At 59.8% G+C, this 19724-nt stretch carries 18 protein-coding genes; 12 read left to right on the top strand and 6 right to left on the bottom strand.

Annotated elements, in window-relative coordinates; genetic code table 11:
• Window positions 1-70 precede the first annotated feature (70 nt).
• The 7 genes from def (at window position 71) to P3S72_RS01045 (ending at window position 5867) form a co-directional block, all read left to right on the top strand.
• Complete coding sequence (gene def / locus P3S72_RS01075; protein ID WP_253400245.1) at window positions 71-577, top strand: peptide deformylase; 507 nt, start codon at window positions 71-73, stop codon at window positions 575-577.
• Between the two features lie 69 nt (window positions 578-646).
• Window positions 647-1600: a methionyl-tRNA formyltransferase gene (fmt, locus tag P3S72_RS01070; RefSeq protein ID WP_276195586.1), complete on the top strand. Its 954-nt coding sequence runs from the start codon at window positions 647-649 to the stop codon at window positions 1598-1600.
• Complete coding sequence (gene rsmB, locus P3S72_RS01065; protein WP_276195585.1) at window positions 1597-2907, top strand: 16S rRNA (cytosine(967)-C(5))-methyltransferase RsmB; 1311 nt, start codon at window positions 1597-1599, stop codon at window positions 2905-2907. Before fmt ends, rsmB begins: the two co-directional genes overlap by 4 nt.
• Window positions 2908-2929: 22 nt before the next feature.
• The gene (gene trkA / locus P3S72_RS01060) at window positions 2930-4303 is read left to right on the top strand and encodes a Trk system potassium transporter TrkA (RefSeq protein WP_247396765.1); all 1374 of its coding nucleotides are present in this window, start codon (window positions 2930-2932) and stop codon (window positions 4301-4303) included.
• A gap of 19 nt (window positions 4304-4322) precedes the next feature.
• On the top strand, window positions 4323-4634 hold the full coding sequence (locus P3S72_RS01055; protein ID WP_276195584.1) for a hypothetical protein: 312 nt from the start codon (window positions 4323-4325) through the stop codon (window positions 4632-4634).
• 97 nt (window positions 4635-4731) lie between these two features.
• Window positions 4732-5034, top strand: a complete 303-nt coding sequence (locus tag P3S72_RS01050) for a transposase (RefSeq protein WP_276193552.1) — start codon at window positions 4732-4734, stop codon at window positions 5032-5034.
• Complete coding sequence (locus tag P3S72_RS01045) at window positions 5031-5867, top strand: IS3 family transposase (protein ID WP_276193551.1); 837 nt, start codon at window positions 5031-5033, stop codon at window positions 5865-5867. The genes P3S72_RS01050 and P3S72_RS01045 overlap by 4 nt, the downstream gene beginning before the upstream one ends.
• 135 nt (window positions 5868-6002) lie before the next feature.
• On the opposite strand, the gene P3S72_RS01040 is transcribed toward P3S72_RS01045, so the two are convergent.
• Both P3S72_RS01040 and tag read right to left on the bottom strand, forming a co-directional pair.
• The gene (locus P3S72_RS01040) at window positions 6003-6890 is read right to left on the bottom strand and encodes a lysophospholipid acyltransferase (RefSeq protein WP_276195583.1); all 888 of its coding nucleotides are present in this window, start codon (window positions 6888-6890) and stop codon (window positions 6003-6005) included.
• A 40-nt stretch (window positions 6891-6930) separates the two neighbouring features.
• Window positions 6931-7488 carry a DNA-3-methyladenine glycosylase I gene (gene tag / locus P3S72_RS01035; protein ID WP_276195582.1) on the bottom strand — a complete coding sequence of 186 codons (558 nt, stop codon included), beginning with the start codon at window positions 7486-7488 and terminating at the stop codon, window positions 6931-6933.
• A gap of 81 nt (window positions 7489-7569) precedes the next feature.
• On the opposite strand from tag, the gene glyQ reads away from it, so the two are divergent.
• From glyQ to P3S72_RS01015, 4 genes are all read left to right on the top strand, one after another.
• Entirely contained in the window at window positions 7570-8523 is a 954-nt protein-coding gene (glyQ, locus tag P3S72_RS01030; protein ID WP_276195581.1) for a glycine--tRNA ligase subunit alpha, read from the top strand.
• Window positions 8520-10574, top strand: coding sequence for a glycine--tRNA ligase subunit beta (glyS, locus tag P3S72_RS01025; protein WP_276195580.1), 2055 nt, complete (start codon window positions 8520-8522; stop codon window positions 10572-10574). Before glyQ ends, glyS begins: the two co-directional genes overlap by 4 nt.
• Window positions 10574-11113 carry a D-glycero-beta-D-manno-heptose 1,7-bisphosphate 7-phosphatase gene (gmhB, locus tag P3S72_RS01020; protein WP_247396770.1) on the top strand — a complete coding sequence of 180 codons (540 nt, stop codon included), beginning with the start codon at window positions 10574-10576 and terminating at the stop codon, window positions 11111-11113. The genes glyS and gmhB overlap by 1 nt, the downstream gene beginning before the upstream one ends.
• 82 nt (window positions 11114-11195) lie before the next feature.
• Window positions 11196-11966, top strand: coding sequence for a lysophospholipid acyltransferase family protein (locus P3S72_RS01015; RefSeq protein ID WP_276195579.1), 771 nt, complete (start codon window positions 11196-11198; stop codon window positions 11964-11966).
• 183 nt (window positions 11967-12149) lie between these two features.
• Here the strand turns inward: P3S72_RS01015 and P3S72_RS01010 are convergent, their stop codons facing one another.
• Window positions 12150-14429: a CHASE2 and HATPase_c domain-containing protein gene (locus P3S72_RS01010; protein ID WP_276195578.1), complete on the bottom strand. Its 2280-nt coding sequence runs from the start codon at window positions 14427-14429 to the stop codon at window positions 12150-12152.
• Between the two features lie 435 nt (window positions 14430-14864).
• On the opposite strand from P3S72_RS01010, the gene P3S72_RS01005 reads away from it, so the two are divergent.
• Window positions 14865-15587: a response regulator transcription factor gene (locus P3S72_RS01005; protein ID WP_276195577.1), complete on the top strand. Its 723-nt coding sequence runs from the start codon at window positions 14865-14867 to the stop codon at window positions 15585-15587.
• 85 nt (window positions 15588-15672) lie between these two features.
• Here P3S72_RS01005 and P3S72_RS01000 read toward each other — a convergent pair whose 3' ends face one another.
• The 3 genes from P3S72_RS01000 to gyrB form a co-directional block, all read right to left on the bottom strand.
• Window positions 15673-16491, bottom strand: a complete 819-nt coding sequence (locus P3S72_RS01000) for a helix-turn-helix transcriptional regulator (RefSeq protein WP_276195576.1) — start codon at window positions 16489-16491, stop codon at window positions 15673-15675.
• A 5-nt stretch (window positions 16492-16496) separates the two neighbouring features.
• Window positions 16497-17036 (bottom strand): kinase inhibitor, encoded by a 540-nt coding sequence (locus tag P3S72_RS00995; RefSeq protein ID WP_247396745.1) that lies wholly within the window; start codon window positions 17034-17036, stop codon window positions 16497-16499.
• A 267-nt stretch (window positions 17037-17303) separates the two neighbouring features.
• Window positions 17304-19721, bottom strand: a complete 2418-nt coding sequence (gyrB, locus tag P3S72_RS00990) for a DNA topoisomerase (ATP-hydrolyzing) subunit B (RefSeq protein ID WP_276195575.1) — start codon at window positions 19719-19721, stop codon at window positions 17304-17306.
• Window positions 19722-19724 lie beyond the last annotated feature (3 nt).

The following is a 19724-nucleotide window of genomic DNA, read 5'->3' as shown; positions in this document are numbered from 1 at the left end:
TCCACACCGGCCGTGTGGGTCCATCCCAACGCCGATTTGCCTTTACCTCACATGTGCAGCAATTACGCTTATGGCTATTTTGAACATCCTCGAATTCCCCGACTCGCGCCTGCGCACGATCGCCAAACCAGTGGCCGTAGTGGACGACAAGGTTCGTCAGTTGGTCGATGACATGTTTGAAACAATGTATGAAGCCCCGGGCATCGGCCTCGCCGCGACCCAGGTCAACGTGCATCAGCGTGTCGTGGTGATGGACCTGTCCGAAGATCGCAGCGAACCACGGGTGTTCATCAACCCCGAGTTCGAAGCGCTGACCGACGAAATGGGCGAATATCAGGAAGGCTGCCTGTCGGTGCCGGAATTCTACGAGAACGTCGAACGCCCGGTGCGCGTGAAGATCAAGGCCCTGGACCGCGACGGCAAGCCTTTCGAGCAGGTTGCCGAAGGCCTGCTGGCGGTGTGTATCCAGCACGAATGCGACCACCTCAACGGCAAGCTGTTTGTCGATTACTTGTCCACGCTCAAACGTGACCGGATCAAGAAGAAGCTGGAAAAAAAGCACCGCCAGCAAGCTTGATGCCCTTCTTCCAAAGGCTTGCTGCGGCAAGCCTTTTTCTTTTGTGACTGCTTTTAACCGAGAACGCCCATGACCGAGCCACTGCGCATTGTTTTTGCCGGCACACCCGAATTTGCCGCCGAACACCTCAAGGCGCTGCTCGCCAGCCCTTATGACATCGTCGCGGTGTACACCCAGCCGGATCGCCCGGCCGGTCGCGGGCAAAAACTGATGCCGAGCCCGGTCAAGCAACTGGCGCTGGAGCACAACATTCCCGTGCTGCAACCGCCGACCCTGCGCAACGCCGAGGCCCAGGCTGAGTTGGCCACGCTGAAACCGGACCTGCTGGTGGTGGTGGCCTACGGTTTGATCCTGCCCCAAGTGGTTCTCGATATCCCACGCCTGGGTTGCATCAACAGCCATGCTTCGCTGCTGCCACGCTGGCGCGGTGCGGCGCCGATCCAGCGCGCCGTGGAAGCGGGCGACAGCGAAAGCGGCGTGACCGTGATGCGCATGGAAGCGGGCCTGGATACCGGCCCAATGCTGCTGAAAGTCAGCACCCCGATCACCGCCGAAGACACCGGCGGCAGCCTGCACGATCGCCTGGCCGAGATGGGCCCGCCGGCCGTGATCCAGGCCATTGCCGGGCTCGCTGCCGGCACCCTTGAAGGCGAGGCGCAGGACGACAGCCTGGCGACTTACGCGCACAAGCTGAACAAGGACGAGGCACGCCTCGACTGGAGCCGCCCGGCCGTGGAGCTGGAGCGCCTGGTGCGCGCGTTCAACCCGTGGCCGATCTGCCACAGCACCCTCAATGGCGAAGCCTTGAAAGTACTCGCCGCCACCCTGGCCGACGGCAAGGGCGCCCCCGGTGAAATCATCGGCGCCAGCAAAGACGGCCTACTGGTTGCCTGCGGCGAACAGGCGCTGTGTCTGACCCGTCTGCAATTGCCCGGCGGCAAGGCGCTGAATTTCAGCGACTTGTTCAACAGTCGTCGTGAGAAATTTGCCGTGGGCACGCTGCTCGGGGTGGCCGCCCAATGAACCCGCGTCTGGCCGCCGCCAAGGCCCTGGCCGCCGTACTCAACGGCAAGGCTTCGCTGAACAGTTCACTGCCGACCCAGTTGGATAAGGTCGAAGACCGCGATCGCGGTTTCACCCAGGACCTGGCCTTCGGCACCGCGCGCTGGCAGCCGCGTCTGTCGGCGCTGGCGGCCAAGCTGCTGCAAAAGCCGTTCAAGGCGGCCGATGCCGATGTGGAAGCGCTGCTGCTGGTGGGCCTTTATCAATTGCTCTACACCCGCGTGCCGGCCCACGCCGCCATCGGTGAAACCGTCGGCTGCGCCGACAAGCTGAAAAAACCCTGGGCCAAAGCCCTGCTCAACGCTGTGCTGCGCCGTGCCCAACGTGAAAGCGAAGCGCTGCTGGCCGAACTGGAACATGACCCGGTGGTACGTACCGCGCACCCGCGCTGGCTGCAAAAATCCCTGAAAGCCTTCTGGCCCGAGGAATGGGAAGCCATCTGCGCGGCGAACAATGCGCACCCGCCGATGATCCTGCGGGTCAACCGTCGCCATCACCGCCGCGATGCTTATCTGCAATTGCTGACCGATGCAGGCATCGCGGCCACGCCGTGCGTGTACAGCCCCGACGGCATTGTGCTCGAAGCCGCCACCGATGTGCGTAGCCTGCCGGGCTTCGCCGAAGGCTGGATCAGCGTGCAGGACGAAGCCGCGCAACTGGCGGCCGACCTGCTCGACCTGGCCCCGGGCCAGCGCGTGCTGGACGCCTGCTGCGCACCCGGCGGTAAGACTTGTCACATCCTCGAAGTCGAAAAAGACCTGGCCGGCGTCGTCGCCGTCGACCTGGAAGCCAAGCGCCTGGTGCGTGTGCGGGAAAACCTCGCACGCCTGGGCCTGAACGCCGAGCTGATCGCCGCCGACGGCCGCGACACCGCCACCTGGTGGGACGGCAAGCCGTTCCAGCGCATCCTGCTCGATGCGCCGTGTTCCGCCACCGGCGTGATCCGTCGCCACCCGGACATCAAGCTGACCCGCCAGCCCGACGACATCGCCGCCCTCGCCGTGCTGCAAGGCGAACTGCTCGACGCGTTGTGGCCGACCCTGGAAGTCGGCGGCATCCTGCTTTACGCCACCTGTTCCACCTTGCCCACCGAGAACACCGAGGTCATCGCAGCCTTCCTCGCCCGCACCAGCGGCGCACGGGAGCTGGACCTCGCTACGGCAGCCGGCATCAAGCAGCCCCACGGTCGCCAATTGCTGGCGCAAGAAGGCGGGCACGATGGCTTCTACTACGCCAAGCTGATCAAGATCGCCGCCGCACGCGGCTGAACGGTTTAAAGGGAGTGACCGGATGAAAATCATCATCCTTGGGGCAGGGCAGGTCGGTGGCACGCTGGCCGAACATTTGGCCGGCGAAGCCAACGACATCACCGTGGTCGACACCGATGCCGAGCGCCTACGCAACCTCGGCGACCGCCTGGATATTCGTACCGTACAGGGCCGTGCGTCATTTCCTACGGTGCTGCGTCAGGCGGGTGCCGACGATGCCGACATGCTGGTGGCCGTGACCAACAGCGACGAGACCAATATGGTCGCGTGCCAGGTCGCCCACACGCTGTTCCACACCCCGACCAAGATCGCCCGGGTGCGTGAAGCCGCCTACCTGACCCGCGCCGGCCTGTTCGACAACGATGCGATCCCGGTGGACGTATTGATCAGCCCGGAGCAGGTGGTCACCCACTACATCAAGCGCCTGATCGAAATTCCCGGCGCCTTGCAGGTGATCGACTTCGCCGACGGCAAAGCGCAACTGGTCGCCGTGAAGGCCTATTACGGCGGCCCGTTGGTCGGCCAGCAACTGCGCCAGCTACGCGAGCACATGCCGAATGTGGAAACCCGCGTGGCGGCGATTTTCCGGCGTGACCGGCCGATCCTGCCCCAGGGCGACACGGTGATCGAGGCCGACGACGAAGTCTTCTTCATCGCCGCCAAAGCGAATATTCGTGCAGTGATGAGCGAAATGCGCCGTCTCGACGAGACGTATAAACGCATCGTCATCGCCGGTGGCGGGCAGATCGGCGAACGCTTGGCCGAGGCGATCGAGAGCCGCTACCAGGTGAAGATCATCGAGATGAGCCCGGCGCGCTGCCGGCATTTGTCCGACACCCTCGACAGCACCGTGGTCCTGCAAGGCAGCGCCTCGGACCGCGACCTGCTGATGGAAGAAAACATCGCCGACGCCGATATCTTCCTGGCCCTGACCAACGATGACGAGGCCAACATCATGTCGTCGCTGCTGGCCAAGCGGCTGGGGGCGAAGAAGGTGATGACCATCATCAACAACCCGGCGTATGTCGACCTGGTCCAGGGCGGCGATATCGACATCGCCATCAGCCCGCAGTTGGCCACCATCGGCACCTTGCTCACCCACGTGCGCCGTGGCGATATCGTCAGCGTACACTCCCTGCGCAGGGGCGCGGCGGAAGCCATCGAGGCGATCGCCCATGGCGATTCGAAGTCAAGCAAGGTCATCGGCAAGGCCATCCGCGACATCGGCCTACCGCCGGGTACCACCATCGGCGCGATCATTCGCGATGAAGAAGTAATCATTGCCCACGACGACACGGTAATTGCCACCGGCGACCATGTGATCCTGTTTTTGGTGGATAAAAAACATATCCGCGATGTGGAGAAGCTGTTCCACGTGGGGCTGAGCTTTTTCTGATTAAACGGAGTACACCGACATGCTCGAATCCCTGGAGAAGATGCTGGCCAAGGGTGTGGATAACGCGCTGCTGCGCTTTGGGCTGGGCAAGGGTTATCTGGACCTGAAGGACAACACCAAGGCGGCCGAGCATTTGCACAAGTGTGTCGAGTTTGATCCGAAGTATTCGGCGGCGTGGAAGTTGTTGGGTAAGGCGCAGTTGGGATTGGAAGACCGTGCGGCGGCACGCTTGGCCTGGGAGCAGGGGATTGCGGCTGCTCAGGCCCATGGCGACAAGCAGGCCGAAAAAGAGATGACGGTGTTCCTGAAGAAACTCGACCGCCAGGCCTAAGTAGAACTCAAATGTGGGAGGGGGCTTGAACTGGCCTAATGATTTTGGACACTTCAATCGGGCGCTATGATGGCGCCCAAATCTGAGGTGTTTGGATATGCGTAAATCTTATTCGAGTGAGTTCAAACTCAAGGCGGCCAGCATGGTGCTGGACGAGGGGCAGTCGGTTCCCGACGTCTGTGCCAGTCTGGATATTGGCCCGACTGCGTTGCGCCGCTGGGTCGATCAGGTTCGCAAAGAGCGGCTGGGCTCGACTCCGATTGGCGCCAAGGCTATTACCGCCGATCAACGAGAGATTCAGCAGCTCAAAGCGTTACTCAGGCAAAAAGACCTGGACATCGAAATCCTAAAAAAGGCCAGTGCTCTCTTGCTGTTGGACGCCAAAGATCATTCACGTTGATCTGTGAGCTGGACGAGCAGTACGGCGTTAACAATTGCTGTCGGGCGTTCGGTGTTAACCGCAGCAGCTTTTACGCCTGGCGTCAGCGCCAAGGCAAGGTGAAACCTGAGCGGGAAAAGCTCAAAGCCGCCCTGGTCGAGCATCACAAGGAGTCCAGAGCATCTGCTGGATCGCGCACTTTAGCTAAGGAACTGCAAGCCAAGGGGCATCGCGTCGGGCGGTACATGGCGCGCAGCCTGATGCGTGAAGCGGGCGTCATCAGTCGTCAACGCCGGCGGCATAAGTACAAATCATCCGGCGTGGAAGCGCTGGTAGCGCCGCATGTGCTCAAGCGCCAGTTTGATGTCACAGCGATCAACCAGGTGTGGTGTGGCGATGTGACGTATATCAAAGTCGGCAAGCGCTGGATGTATTTCGCGGCAGTTCTGGATCTGTTCGCTCGCCGGATTGTGGGGTGGTCGTTTTCGATGATTTCCGATGCCACGCTGACCTGCGAAGCGTTGCGAATGGCGGTCGAGTTGCGAGGCCGTCCAAAAGAGGTGCTGTTTCACTCCGACCAAGGCTGTCAGTACACCAGCCACAAATTCAGGAATGAAATGCGCAAGCATGGACTCCTGCAAAGCATGAGTCGCAAAGGTGAGTGCTGGGACAACGCCCCGATGGAGCGTTTCTTTGGGAGCCTTAAATCAGAATGGGTACCAGAAGATGGCTACAGCTCAGAGCATGAAGCCCGAGTGGATTTGCAGCGTTATTTGATGCGTTACAACAACGTCAGGCTCCACAGCTACAACGGCTACCGGTCGCCGGTAGCTATGGAGAAACTGGCGGCGTGAAACCTTAACTGGTGTCCAAAATTAGTTGACCAGTTCAGCTTGCCCCCGATAGCGGTGTGTCAGTCGATGCATATGTGACTGAACCACCGCTATCGGGGCAAGCCCCCTCCCACATTGTTTTGTGTTGCCCTTGAGTCAGTACCAACGCGCCTCACCCGGCGGGCGTTTCTTGAAGCGCTTCATGCTCCACATGTACTGGCTCGGGTAGGCGCCGACATAACGCTCCACCACTTTGCTCATCGCCGCGCAGGAGGTGGCGGTGTCGGTGCTGTACATGTCTTCCGGCGCCGCTTCGAGGATCACTTTGTAGCCTGAACCGTCCGGCAGGCGCAGGGCATGCAGGAACACGCCGACCGCCTTGTGGCCCGCGAGCATGTTCGGTACGAACTTGCTGGTCAGCGCCTGGGTGGCGAAGAACGGCACGAAGATCCCCGCCGATTCAGCCGGCTCCGGGTCGGCCGGAATACCCACCTGGCCGCCTTTGCGCACTTCCTTGATCACGCTGAGGATGCCTTCCTTGGTGGACGCGGCCACGCGGTTACCCAGTTGCACGCGTTGCTTGCGCAGCAGGTCATCCACCGCCTTGAGCTTCGGCGGGCGGTAGAAAATGATCGGTTTGCACTGGCTGCAATAGAAGTGGTTCAACACCTCCCAGTTGCCCAGGTGGCTGGTGATACCGACCACGCCTTTGCCCGAGGCCAGGGCTTCGTGGAGGACTTCCAGGCCTTCGACTTCGCGCACCAGGTCAATGGAGCGTTGGGCCGGCCAGATCCAGGCGCAGGCGCTTTCGGTCAGGGACTTGCCGATGTCCATCAGGCTGCGGCCTACCAGGCGTTCGCGCTCGGCCGGGTCCATGTCCGGGAAGCATTTGGACAGGTTGATCCGCACCGTGTCGCGGGAGCGGTTGGGGGTTTTCCACATGATCCAGCCAATCGTCGAACCTACGGCTTGCACGGCGCGCCAGGGCAGCAGGGCAAATAACCGGAGAGCGCCTACCAGCAAGGCGCCTTTAAACTTTTCCACAGGTCACTCCTGATCGTGTGTGGTGCGCAAAGCACGCATTCTAACCGGCGTTGGCCAAGTCCGCGTAACGGTCGCAGTCCCGGGTGTGGTCCATGACCATGCCCGAGGCCTGCATGAACGCGTAGCAAATGGTCGGCCCGACAAAGGTGAAACCGGCTTTTTTCAGGGCGCGGCTCATGGCCTCGGCCTCGGGCGTAATCGCCGGGACTTCGCTGCGGTCCTTGAAGTGATTGACCTTGGGCACGCCGCCGACAAACGACCACAGCAGCCCCACCGGGTCCTCCAGCGCAAGCCAAGCCGCTGCATTGCGGCGGGTGGCGTTGAGCTTCAGACGATTGCGCACGATGCCCGGATCGAGCATCAACGCTTCGATCTCGGCATCGCTCAGCCGCGCCAGGCGCTGCGCATCAAAACCGAACAAGACCTTCCGATAATGCTCGCGTTTGCGTAAAACGGTGATCCAGGACAGGCCCGCCTGGAACCCTTCGAGCAAAAGTAACTCGAACAAACCCTGCGCATCGCGCAGCGGCGTTCCCCACTCCTGATCGTGATAAGCCATGTACAGCGGATCTTCAGAACACCAAAAGCAGCGTGGCATAAGGCTCCAGGGGATGGTGGCGCGGCCGAATCGGGTATACTCCCGCTCTTTAAATCGCAGCCCAAGTAACAGGTGAATTTCGTGAGCCAGCCTACGCCAGCCGTGCGTACCTTCCAAGACTTGATCCTCGCCCTCCAGCAGTACTGGGCCGAGCAAGGTTGTGTGGTACTTCAGCCCTACGATATGGAAGTAGGCGCCGGCACTTTCCACACCGCTACATTCCTGCGGGCCATCGGCCCGGAAACCTGGAACGCCGCTTATGTGCAGCCCAGTCGACGCCCGACTGACGGCCGCTACGGCGAAAACCCGAACCGTCTGCAGCACTACTACCAGTTCCAGGTGGTACTGAAGCCGAACCCGGACAACTTCCAGGAGCTGTACCTGGGCTCGCTGAAACATGTCGGCCTGGACCCACTGGTCCACGACATCCGTTTCGTCGAAGACAACTGGGAATCGCCGACCCTCGGCGCCTGGGGCCTGGGCTGGGAAGTCTGGCTCAACGGCATGGAAGTCACGCAGTTCACCTACTTCCAGCAAGCGGGCGGCATCGAGTGCTACCCGGTGACCGGCGAGATCACCTACGGTCTCGAGCGCCTGGCCATGTACCTGCAAGGCGTGGACTCGGTCTACGACCTGGTGTGGGCAGACGGCCCGTTCGGCAAAGTGACCTACGGCGATGTGTTCCACCAGAACGAAGTGGAGCAGTCGACCTATAACTTCGAACACGCCAACGTCGAGAAGCTGTTCGAACTGTTCGACTTCTATGAAAGCGAAGCCAAGCGCCTGATCGAACTCGACCAGCCGCTGCCGTTGCCGAGCTATGAAATGGTGTTGAAGGCGTCCCATACCTTCAACCTGCTGGACGCCCGCCGTGCCATCTCGGTGACTGCGCGTCAGCAATATATTCTGCGTGTACGCACCCTGGCGCGTTCCGTCGCCCAAGCCTACCTGCTGGCACGTGCCAAGCTGGGCTTCCCGATGGCACCCCCGGACCTGCGTGATGAAGTGTTGGCTAAGCTGGAGGCTGCACAATGAGTGCTCAAGATTTTCTGGTTGAACTGGGCACCGAAGAGCTGCCACCCAAGGCGCTGAACACCCTGGCCGATGCGTTCCTGGCCGGTATCGAAAAAGGCCTGCAAAGCGCCGGCCTGAAGTTTGAGGCGAAGCAGGTCTATGCCGCGCCGCGCCGTCTGGCGGTGTTGTTGACCGCGCTGGAAACCCAGCAGCCGGACCGCAGCATCAACCTCGACGGCCCGCCACGCCAGGCTGCCTTCGACGCCGAAGGCAAGCCGACTCAAGCCGCACTGGGCTTTGCCAAGAAGTGTGGCGTCGAGTTGAGCGAGATCGACCAGAGCGGCCCGAAACTGCGCTTCAGCCAGGTCATCAAAGGCAAGCCGACGGCCAGCCTGTTGCCGACCATTGTCGAAGACTCCCTGAACGACCTGCCTATCCCCAAGCGCATGCGCTGGGGTGCGCGCAAGGAAGAGTTCGTGCGTCCGACCCAGTGGCTGGTGATGCTGCTCGGTGACCAAGTCATCGATTGCACCATCCTTGCCCAGAAAGCCGGCCGCGATTCCCGTGGTCACCGCTTCCACCACCCGCAAAGCGTGCGTATCACCGCGCCAGCCAACTACCTCAACGACCTGCGCGCCGCCTATGTGCTGGCCGATGCCAACGAGCGTCGCGAGCTGATCAGCAAGCGCACCGAAGAGCTGGCCCGCCTGCAGGAAGGCACCGCCATCGTGCCGCCAAGCCTGTTGGACGAAGTGACCGCCCTGGTTGAATGGCCAGTGCCGCTGGTGTGCTCGTTCGAAGAGCGTTTCCTCGATGTACCGCAAGAAGCCCTGATCATCACGATGCAGGACAACCAGAAGTACTTCTGCCTGTTGGACGTGGACGGCAAATTGCTGCCGCGCTTCATCACCGTGGCCAACATCGAAAGCAAGGACCCGCAGCAGATCATCGCCGGTAACGAGAAAGTCGTGCGCCCGCGCCTGACCGACGCCGAGTTCTTCTTCAAGCAAGACAAGAAGCAGAAGCTCGAAGACTTCAACCTGCGCCTGCAAAACGTGGTGTTCCAGGAAAAACTCGGCAGCGTCTACGACAAGGCCGTGCGCGTTTCCAAACTGGCCGCCTACATTGCGCCGCGTATCGGTGGTGATACCGCCTGGGCCGCGCGTGCCGGCCTGCTGTCCAAGTGCGACCTGGCCACCGAAATGGTTGGCGAGTTCCCGGAAATGCAAGGTGTTGCCGGTTACTACTACGCCCTCAACGACGGCGAGCCAGACGATGTTGCCCTGGCCCTGAACGAGCAGTACATGCCGCGCGGTGCTGGCGCCGAGTTGCCGACCACCCTGACCGGTGCGGCCGTGGCCATTGCCGATAAGCTGGACACCCTCGTCGGTATCTTCGGCATCGGCATGCTGCCCACCGGTAGCAAAGACCCGTATGCCCTGCGCCGCGCGGCCCTGGGCGTGCTGCGTATCCTGATCGACAAGAAGCTCGACCTCGACCTGACCCAGGCCGTGGTGTTCGCGGTCGGCCAGTTCGGTGGCAAGGTCAAGCAAGCCGGCCTGGCCGAGCAAGTGCTGGAGTTCGTGTTCGACCGCCTGCGTGCGCGTTACGAAGACGAAGGCGTGGACGTTTCGGTGTACCTGTCGGTACGTGCCCTGCAACCCGGTTCGGCGCTGGACTTCGACCAGCGTGTGCAAGCCGTACAGGCCTTCCGCAAACTGCCGGAAGCCGATGCCCTGGCCGCCGTGAACAAGCGTGTGTCGAACCTGCTGAGCAAGGCCGAAGGCCTGGGCAACGCCGATGTCGACCCTGGCCTGTTCGCCGATGCCAAGGAGTTCTCGCTGAACTCGGCCATCGCCAAGGCGGAAAATGCGGTGAAGCCGTTGATCGCCGAGCGTAACTACGCCGAAGCACTGGCGCGCCTGGCCACGCTGCGCGAGCCGGTGGATGCGTTCTTCGAAGCGGTGATGATCAATGCCGAAGATGCCGGCGTGCGGAAAAACCGCTACGCCATGCTGGCGCGTCTGCGCGGTCTGTTCATCAACATCGCAGACATTTCCGTACTGGGCTGATCATGTTGAAACTGCTGATTCTCGATCGGGACGGGGTGATCAATTACGACTCCGACGCTTACATCAAGTCGGTGGAGGAATGGATCCCACTGCCCGGCGCGATTGAGGCCATCGCGCAGTTGAGCAAAGCCGGCTGGACGGTGGCCGTCGCCACCAACCAGTCCGGCATCGCCCGCGGCTACTACGACATCGCAACCCTGGACGCCATGCACGCGCGCTTGCGCACGTTGGTGGCGGAGCAGGGCGGTGAGGTAGGGCTGGTGGTGTACTGCCCCCACGGGCCGGATGAGGGCTGCGAATGCCGCAAGCCCAAGCCCGGCATGTTGAAAACTATTTCAGAACATTACAACGTGCCCCTGGCTGGGCTATGGTTCGTCGGGGACAGCCTCGGTGACCTGGAGGCGGCCAAAGCCGTCGACTCTCAGCCAGTTTTGGTAAAGACCGGGAAAGGCGAAAAGACCCAGGCGAAAAACCTGCCGGTAGGCACCTTGATTTTTGACGATCTGGCGGCGGTTGCCGCAGAACTTATCAACAACTAGCCACCCTCGACTTCCTGACCAAGGATTGTTCGGGAGTGCGCCTTTAACAGGCGGGCTGTGTCCCGCAACGGTAAATGCCGCCATGTCGATTTTGCAGGCCATCAGAACCTTCTTCTTTTACCTGCTGTTGGGCACCAGTTCGTTTCTCTGGTGCACCCTGAGCTTTTTTATCGCGCCTTTCCTGCCGTTCAAGGCGCGCTATCGCTTCATCAACGTCTATTGGTGCCGCTGCGCGTTGTGGCTGACCAAGGTGTTCCTGAACATTCGCTTCGAGGTCAAGGGCGCGGAAAACGTCCCGGATCAGCCCTGTGTGATTCTGTCGAACCACCAGAGCACATGGGAGACGTTCTTCCTCTCGGCGTACTTCTCGCCCCTGAGCCAAGTGCTCAAGCGTGAGCTGCTGTACGTGCCGTTCTTCGGTTGGGCCATGGCGATGCTGCGCCCGATCGCCATCGACCGTGACAACCCCAAGGCGGCGCTCAAGCACGTGGCCAAAAAGGGCCACGAGCTACTCAAGGACGGCGTTTGGGTACTGATCTTCCCGGAAGGTACGCGTGTGCCCTACGGCACCGTCGGTAAGTTCTCACGCGGCGGCACTGCGTTGGCCGTCAACGCCAACCTGCCTGTTTTACCGATTGCACACAACGCCGGCAGGTTCTGGCCAAAAACCGGTTGGTTAAAACGTGCAGGCACCATCACCGTGGTGATTGGGGAACCGATGTACGCCGAAGGTGAAGGCCCACGTGCAATTGCCGCGCTGAATGACCGCGCTGCAGCCTGGAATGAAGCCCAGCAACGTGCCATGGGTTCGCTGCCGCCGGAGCCGGTGGTGGTGGACACGCCGGTCGCCTGAGAATCTGTGGATAACCTGTGTACGGTTTGTTCGAAAAGTGGCATTTTTTCTTCGTAACAAGCTGATTTACTTAGATATTTACAGAACTCATAAAAATACTGAAACCGTGCATAAGTATTTTTTTGCATAAAGAAACCGGTCCTTGAGACCGGTTTTTTATACACAGCGCAAAAGCACGTGTTGTCAGTCTTCCAGCAGCGGCAGTTGCAGGGTGAACGTGGTGCCTTTGCTCACCACGCTTTCGCAGCAGATACGGCCACCGTGACGCTCCACGACGGCCTTGACCATGGTCAGGCCCAACCCAAGGCCTTCGCTGCCTTGGGCGGAATCGAAGCGGCAATACTGGCTGAACAGTTCCGGCAAGTCCTCTGCCGCAATGCCTGCGCCCTGGTCGCTGATGCGACATTCCAACCAACCTTGCGCGCTGCCGTGGCTCAACCTCACGGTGGTTCCGGACGGCGAGTATTTGATCGCGTTCTCCAGCACGTTGAACAATGCACGGGTGAGCAGGGATTGATCGGCCGACACCATGCCTTCATCCGCCACATCCAGGTCGTTGACCAACTGGATGCCCTTGAGCTGGGCGATCACCGCCACTTGGTCAAACGCATCCATCACCAGCATGGCAAATAGGGTTGGCTGGAAGTGATAGCCGTCAGCCTCGGCTTTTGCCAGCTGTACGAAAGATTCGGTGAGGCTCAAGGCGCGTCGAACCTGCTGCTCGATCTGGGCAAACACCGGGGACTCACCGTTATGCACATCCAGCAACGCGAGGATCGCCGAGTGCGGCGCACGCAGGTCGTGGGACAGGAAGCGCAGCATGGTTTCGCGGTGTTGCTGGGCTTCGCGTTCCTTGCTCAAGTCGGTCAGGCTAAGCAACCAGCCGAGCGCGATATCACCTTCGGCGGGCAGCAAGGGCGCGATTTCCATGCGCAGGCTGCGTTGGTGGATGTCACGGAACTCGACGAGTTCCAGGGCTGACAGGGCCGGGCGCACGCCGTTATGCAGCGGCGGATAGCCCAGGTCGGCGAGTTGTTCGAGCAGGTTTTCGTTGACCAGATCATTACCGAATACTTCGCGGGCAATGCGGTTGGCCAACAAAATGTTGCCCCGTGGGTCGGTAATTAGGGTCGCCACCGGCAGGCATTCGAGGCCATCGGCCATGAAGCGTCGGGTATCACGGGTCCGGCTAACGGCCTGCTCCAGGGCAAAGATGCGCCCTTGCAACACATCGCCTTTGTTCGCCGGCGCACGGCGGCGCTCGGGCAACACCTTGGGTTCGTTGTCCAGTCGCGCCAGTTCCCAGCCAAAGTAGGCAAGGATCACGCTCAAGCGGCGCCAGTTCCAGATCAGGTAGCTGAGCAACAAGCCGATCAGGCACGCGGCGGGTGACCACCAGTGACCAAGGCGTAACAGCGCCCATGCGCCGAGCAACGCGCCGGCCATGCAACCCAAGGTCATCCACAGGGCGTAGCGCGGACGGTACAACAACAGGCCCAGCAGCAACGCCACCCAGGCGGTTGCAATCAGTGCCGCGAGCCAGCCGGGGAGATCGACAATGCTGCGCTCCTGCAACAAGCCGTTGAGCACATTGGCCTGGATCTCCACGCCCGCAGTGGTATCTGGAGTGGAGGAGAGCGGCGTCACAAAACGGTCACCCAACCCATAGGCGCTCGCGCCCACCAGGATCAGGCGGTCACGCAGCAACTCGGCCGGTACTTCGCCGTGTAATACGCTGACATAGGACACACTGGGAAACGCATGTTGCTCAGACGTGAACGGGACACGAACCCTGAATTCCCGATGCCAGCGCTGAGTGTTGGGTTGCTCGCTGCGCCCAGGCATTTGCGCGGTTTGCCCGCTCAACCTATACGCCTGCCACGCCAACTGCGGGAGGGTGCTCCCAGGCGGGCCTTCGCGCAGATACAGGCTACGGACAGCACCGTCGCTGTCTGCTTCGACATTGATATGGCCCAGTCCCTTGGCACACTTGAGCAGCGGTAACAGCTGCTCGCCTGCCGGGCTTAAGCTCGCGGTGCCATCGCGTTCCAGGGGCAGCAGAACGTTGCCGGCGTTGCACACCGCATCCGCCAGTCGCTGGTCATCGGCGATGTTACCCGCGTCATTGAAGATCACATCGAACAAGATCGCCGTCGGCTGGGCCGCGCTCAGACGGTTGATCAAGTCCGCATGCAGGCTGCGGGGCCACGGCCATTGACCCAGCTTCTTCAGGCTTTGGTCATCGATGGTCACCAGCAAAATACGCGGATCAACCGGCAGGGGAGTCAGGCGGCGAAGGCTGTCATACAACGGGCTGTTAAAGGCAAGGCTCGAGCTTAAAGACAGATACGCGGTGAAGGGCAGCAACACCAGGCCAATCCACAACCACTCGCGGACCAGGCCGTGGAACAAAAGCTGCGCTTGCGTGGGCTGGCGCTTTTCGGCCTTGCGCCACAGCTTCACAGCGCGACCGCCGGGAACCCGCACCGCTGCTGAAAATGGATAGTTGAAGATGTCATAGACCCGGTTTCTCCGTCCAGGTGGTGCGCGGCGTGATGCTGAACCCAGTGAAGCTCATTTTGATCGCCCCAGGGGTTTTCCTGAATGCGTTGGTTGAAACATACCGTACATCGGGGCGCGGTATCAGCTGCGCGCAGGGCTATGCAATGCCAGTAGCACTGATCCTTTTCCTTACGCACGGGAGTCGGTATCTTTCCCCCTGAGCCACACGGTTTTCAAAGCATTAACGGCCCTTTGATATCAGCGTACCGAGAGATCCCATGGCTCGTTGAATCTGACCACAATTCTTCAGATTCAATGACCGGCATTCGCGCAGCAAGGACGCCCGCTCTTCGACCGGCCGACAGCTGAAATATTTCAAGTTGAAAGGACCTACCCATGCGTGTCGCAATACTGGATGACGAACCCGCTGAATTGCAGCGGGTGGAACAGACACTGCGACAGATCCCCAGCAACCTGGAACAGCACTGGTCTGTGCATTGCTTCGAACGCGGTGATGACCTGCTGCGCCAACTGCGTCGGGAAACCTTCGACCTGCTGATCCTCGATTGGCAACTGCCCGATATCAGCGGTATCGCTTTGCTGCGCTGGACCCGTGAACACATGGAATCGCCCCCGGCGGTGATCATGCTCACCAGCCGCGATGCCGAGGCCGATATCGTCACCGCCCTGAACAGCGGCGCCGACGATTACGTCAGTAAGCCCTTTCGGCCGAATGAACTCAAAGCCCGGGTTAACGCCGTCCTGCGCCGCCATGGTCTGCAAAAGTCGGCAACCTCTGAAGTGCAAAGTTTCAACGACCTGACCTTTGACGACGCCGAACTGACCGTCACCCGTGCGGGCAAACCGATCAACCTGACCGAACGCGAATACCGCCTGGCCAGTTGCCTGTTCGCAAACCTGGCTCGCCCGTTGTCTCGCGAGTATCTGTATGAGCGGTTCTGGAGCCACGAAGAAATGGTCTCGTCCCGCCCGCTGGATACACATATCTATCGGCTGCGGAACAAGCTGGGGTTGACCGCGGATCGGGGTTGGCAACTGTTGACGATCTATGGGTATGGGTATCGGTTGGAGAGTGTGGCCGCAGCATCGGCCGGCTAAAAATACTGATGTTCCACGTGGAGCATTTTTATGGGCAGTGTTCTTTAGCTAATAAAACGGGTCAAACCTCAGCGGAATGGAGTGCTTAAATCGCTGCACGCAATTCACGTGGCGACAGGCCATAGTGTGAGCGAAAGCGCACCGCAAAACGCGAGGCCGAGGCGTAACCGCAGGCACCGGCAATTTCACCAATTGGGCGGGAAGACGTTTGCAACCATTGCAACGCTGTCGCCAGTCGAACGCCCTCCAGAATATGCCTGAAACTGTCCCCCTCATTCGCGAGTTGGCGACGCAACGTCGACTCACCCAGGTTCAGGTGTTGTGCGACGCTGGCAACCGTCCAGTCTCTCTCCGGGCTGCCCATTAATATCTGCTGAACTCGTTCGCAAATGGGGTCGTTGCGCCCCATCAGCAGAGGTCCGAGCTGGCCGTCAAGGCACAGGCTTAGAAGAACCGCTTCCCCATAGAGCGTGCGTAATGCGTCCGGCGCGTTCGCATTGATAGAGGCCAATAGCTGATCCCATGCCTGCGTTGTGTGCCTGTCCAGCGGTACGCATAGATCGGTCTTCAGTACACCGCGACGGCTCATGATCTGCTGGCTATATCGGGCGCTGAAGTTACGCAATGTCGAGACGGGAAACGTCACCGCATCGGCTACGTAGTGACCGTGAAGTCCAGGGAAGTTTGAGATACCAAGCTCGCGTCCGGCCGGCATCAGAATCAGATGTTGTGGCCCCGCGCGCATCTCCCTGTCATCCCATTGCAACAGTTTTTCCCCCTGTCGCACTCGACATAAGGTGGTCACGAGCACCGGCACCCTTGGCAAGGTAATGGGCTGTCGCGCCCGTATGACACACGCATCGATAATGTTTTCCCGGTGCTGTATGCCGTCACAGGGGCGCATTGTTCTTAACGTCCGTAAGTTGAAGTAATGGTCGCTTTGGCCAGGGCATTGGCATTGAGCATGTACCCAACCAAGGCGCCACTGGCCTCACCGTCGAGTGGTAGCTTATCCACTTTCAATGCCCATACGGTGAATTGATAACGATGGGGTTTATCCCCTACAGGAGGGCAAACCCCGCCAAATCCCGGCAGGCCATAATCGGTTCGCCCTTGTACCGCACCGGCAGGCAGGTTCGCTCCCACTCCTCTCGGCAAGCTATTGGTAGAAGCGGGTAAGTTAACCACCGTCCAATGCCACCAACCACTACCGGTCGGGGCATCGGGATCGTAGACGGTGATCGCGTAACTTTTAGTACCTGCGGGGGCGTTTTTCCAGGAAAGCTCAGGAGACGTATTGCCGCCTTCGCAACCGAAACCTTGGAACACTTCACGACTGCTCAGCGGGCGGTTGTCAGCAATATCCCGGCTGGTCAGTGAGAAGTCGGCAGCGTAACCACTGAGTGCTACTGCCATGGAAAGTGCAGGCAGGACTAATCTGATTTTCATCGCGACTCCATCTGAGTTTTTAGGTGGGCCTCGAGGATAGATTGAACAAAGAGCGGTTACTGTGCCGAAACGCTCGACAAAAGTGCCGAAATGCTCGATTTTTCAGGCTATCTTTTCGCAGTTGTTACGACCTACGGATGGGCGTCGTCGGAGACCGAATTTTCGAGCACAAAAAAAGGCCAATTCAGAGAATTGGCCTTTTTCCTAAGTTCGTCGATTCATCTATTTGTGAAGATGATCAACTACTTTGAGAACCTACAACTTGGATCAGAAATCCAGGTTAGACACCGCCAACGCGTTGGTCTCGATGAAGTCACGGCGAGGCTCGACCGCATCACCCATCAGGGTGTTGAAGATCTGGTCTGCGCCGATCGCGTCTTCGATGGTCACGCGCAGCATACGGCGCTGAGCCGGGTCCATGGTGGTTTCCCACAGTTGATCCGGGTTCATCTCGCCCAGACCTTTGTAGCGCTGGATGGTGTGGCGCTTGGTGCTTTCGGCCATCAGCCAGTCAAGGGCTTCCTTGAATTCCTTAACCTGCTTCTTGCGTTCGCCACGTTGGATATAAGCGCCGTCGTCCAGCAGAGTGCTCAGCTGTGCGCCCAGGGTGACTACGGTTTTGTAGTCATTGCTGCCGAAGAAGTCGCGGTTGAAGGTGACGTAGTTGGACAGGCCGTGGGAGATCAATTCGACCTCAGGTAGCCACACATTACGTTCACGGTCTTCACGCAGGCTGGCTTTGTAGACCAGGCCGGATTTCTCGACGGTGCGTAGGCGCAATTCGTACTGGGCCAGCCAATCCTGCATTGCTGCGTGATCGCCCAACTGTTCCAGGCTCACGGCCGGCAGGTAGATGAAGTGCTCGGTCAGTTCCTGAGGGTACAGGCGCGACAGACGCTTGAGGGTCTTCATGACCATGCGGAAGTCGTTGACCAGGCGCTCCAGCGCCGCTCCGGAAATGCCCGGCGCTTCGTCGTTCAGGTGCAGGCTGGCATCTTCCAGGGCCGACTGCGTCATGTACTCTTCCATGGCGTCGTCGTCTTTGATGTATTGCTCTTGCTTGCCCTTTTTGACTTTGTACAACGGCGGCTGGGCGATGTAGATGTAGCCGCGCTCGATCAGCTCCGGCAACTGACGGAAGAAGAAGGTCAGCAGCAGGGTACGGATGTGCGAACCGTCGACGTCAGCATCGGTCATGATGATGATGTTGTGATAACGCAGCTTGTCGATGTTGTACTCATCGCGGCCAATACCGCAGCCCAACGCCGTGATCAAGGTGCCGACTTCCTGGGAGGAAATCATCTTGTCGAAGCGCGCTTTCTCGACGTTGAGGATCTTACCCTTCAACGGCAGGATGGCCTGGGTGCGACGGTTACGACCCTGCTTGGCGGAACCGCCAGCAGAGTCACCTTCCACCAGGTACAGCTCGGAAAGGGCAGGGTCCTTCTCCTGGCAGTCAGCCAGTTTGCCCGGCAGGCCGGCGATGTCCAGCGCGCCTTTGCGGCGGGTCATCTCACGGGCTTTACGCGCCGCTTCACGGGCACGTGCTGCGTCGATCATCTTGCCGACAACCAGCTTGGCTTCGTTCGGGTTTTCCAACAGGAAGTCGGAGAAGTACTTGCCCATCTCCTGTTCCACGGCGGTCTTCACTTCGGAAGACACCAGCTTGTCTTTGGTCTGGGAGCTGAATTTAGGGTCCGGTACTTTCACCGAAATAATCGCAGTCAGACCTTCACGGGCATCGTCACCGGTGGTGGCAACTTTATGCTTCTTGGCCAGGCCTTCGGCTTCGATGTAGGTGTTCAGGTTACGCGTCAGTGCGGAACGGAAACCCACCAGGTGAGTACCGCCGTCGCGCTGTGGAATGTTGTTGGTGAAGCACAACAGGTTCTCGTTGAAGCTGTCGTTCCACTGCAGGGCGATTTCCACGCCGATGCCGTCTTCGCGCTGAACATTGAAGTGGAACACCTGGTTGACCGCAGTCTTGTTGGTGTTCAGGTATTCAACGAACGCACGCAGGCCGCCTTCGTATTTGAACAGCTCTTCCTTGCCGCTGCGCTCATCCTTGAGGACGATGCCAACACCGGAGTTGAGGAAGGACAGTTCACGAATCCGCTTGGCCAGGATGTCCCAGCTAAAGTGAATGTTCTTGAAGGTTTCAGCCGATGGCTTGAAGTGGATCTGCGTACCGGTAGATTCACTCTCGCCAACGATCCTCATCGGTTCTTGTGGAACACCATGGATGTAGGTCTGTTCCCAGATTTTGCCGCTACGGCGCACCGTTAGGATCAGCTCTTTGGACAGTGCGTTCACCACCGACACACCGACACCGTGCAGACCGCCGGAGACTTTATAGGAGTTGTCGTCGAACTTACCGCCGGCGTGGAGCACGGTCATGATGACCTCTGCCGCCGAAACGCCTTCTTCTTTATGCACGTCTACCGGAATGCCACGACCGTTGTCGCGCACGGTGATGGACTCATCCGGATGAATGATAATGCTGATGTCGTCGCAGTGACCGGCCAGAGCTTCGTCGATGGAGTTGTCGACCACCTCGAACACCATGTGGTGCAGACCGCTACCATCATCGGTGTCGCCAATGTACATACCGGGACGTTTGCGTACGGCATCCAAACCTTTCAGCACTTTAATGCTGGTCGAGTCGTACGTGTGTTCTTCGCTCATGCC

Origin of the sequence: Pseudomonas sp. D3 (genome assembly GCF_029320995.1) — a bacterium.
In the GTDB taxonomy this organism is placed as follows: domain Bacteria; phylum Pseudomonadota; class Gammaproteobacteria; order Pseudomonadales; family Pseudomonadaceae; genus Aquipseudomonas; species Aquipseudomonas paraveronii.
Note: the sequence above shows the minus strand (reverse complement) of the source record. Positions and strands in the feature narration are given on the sequence as shown.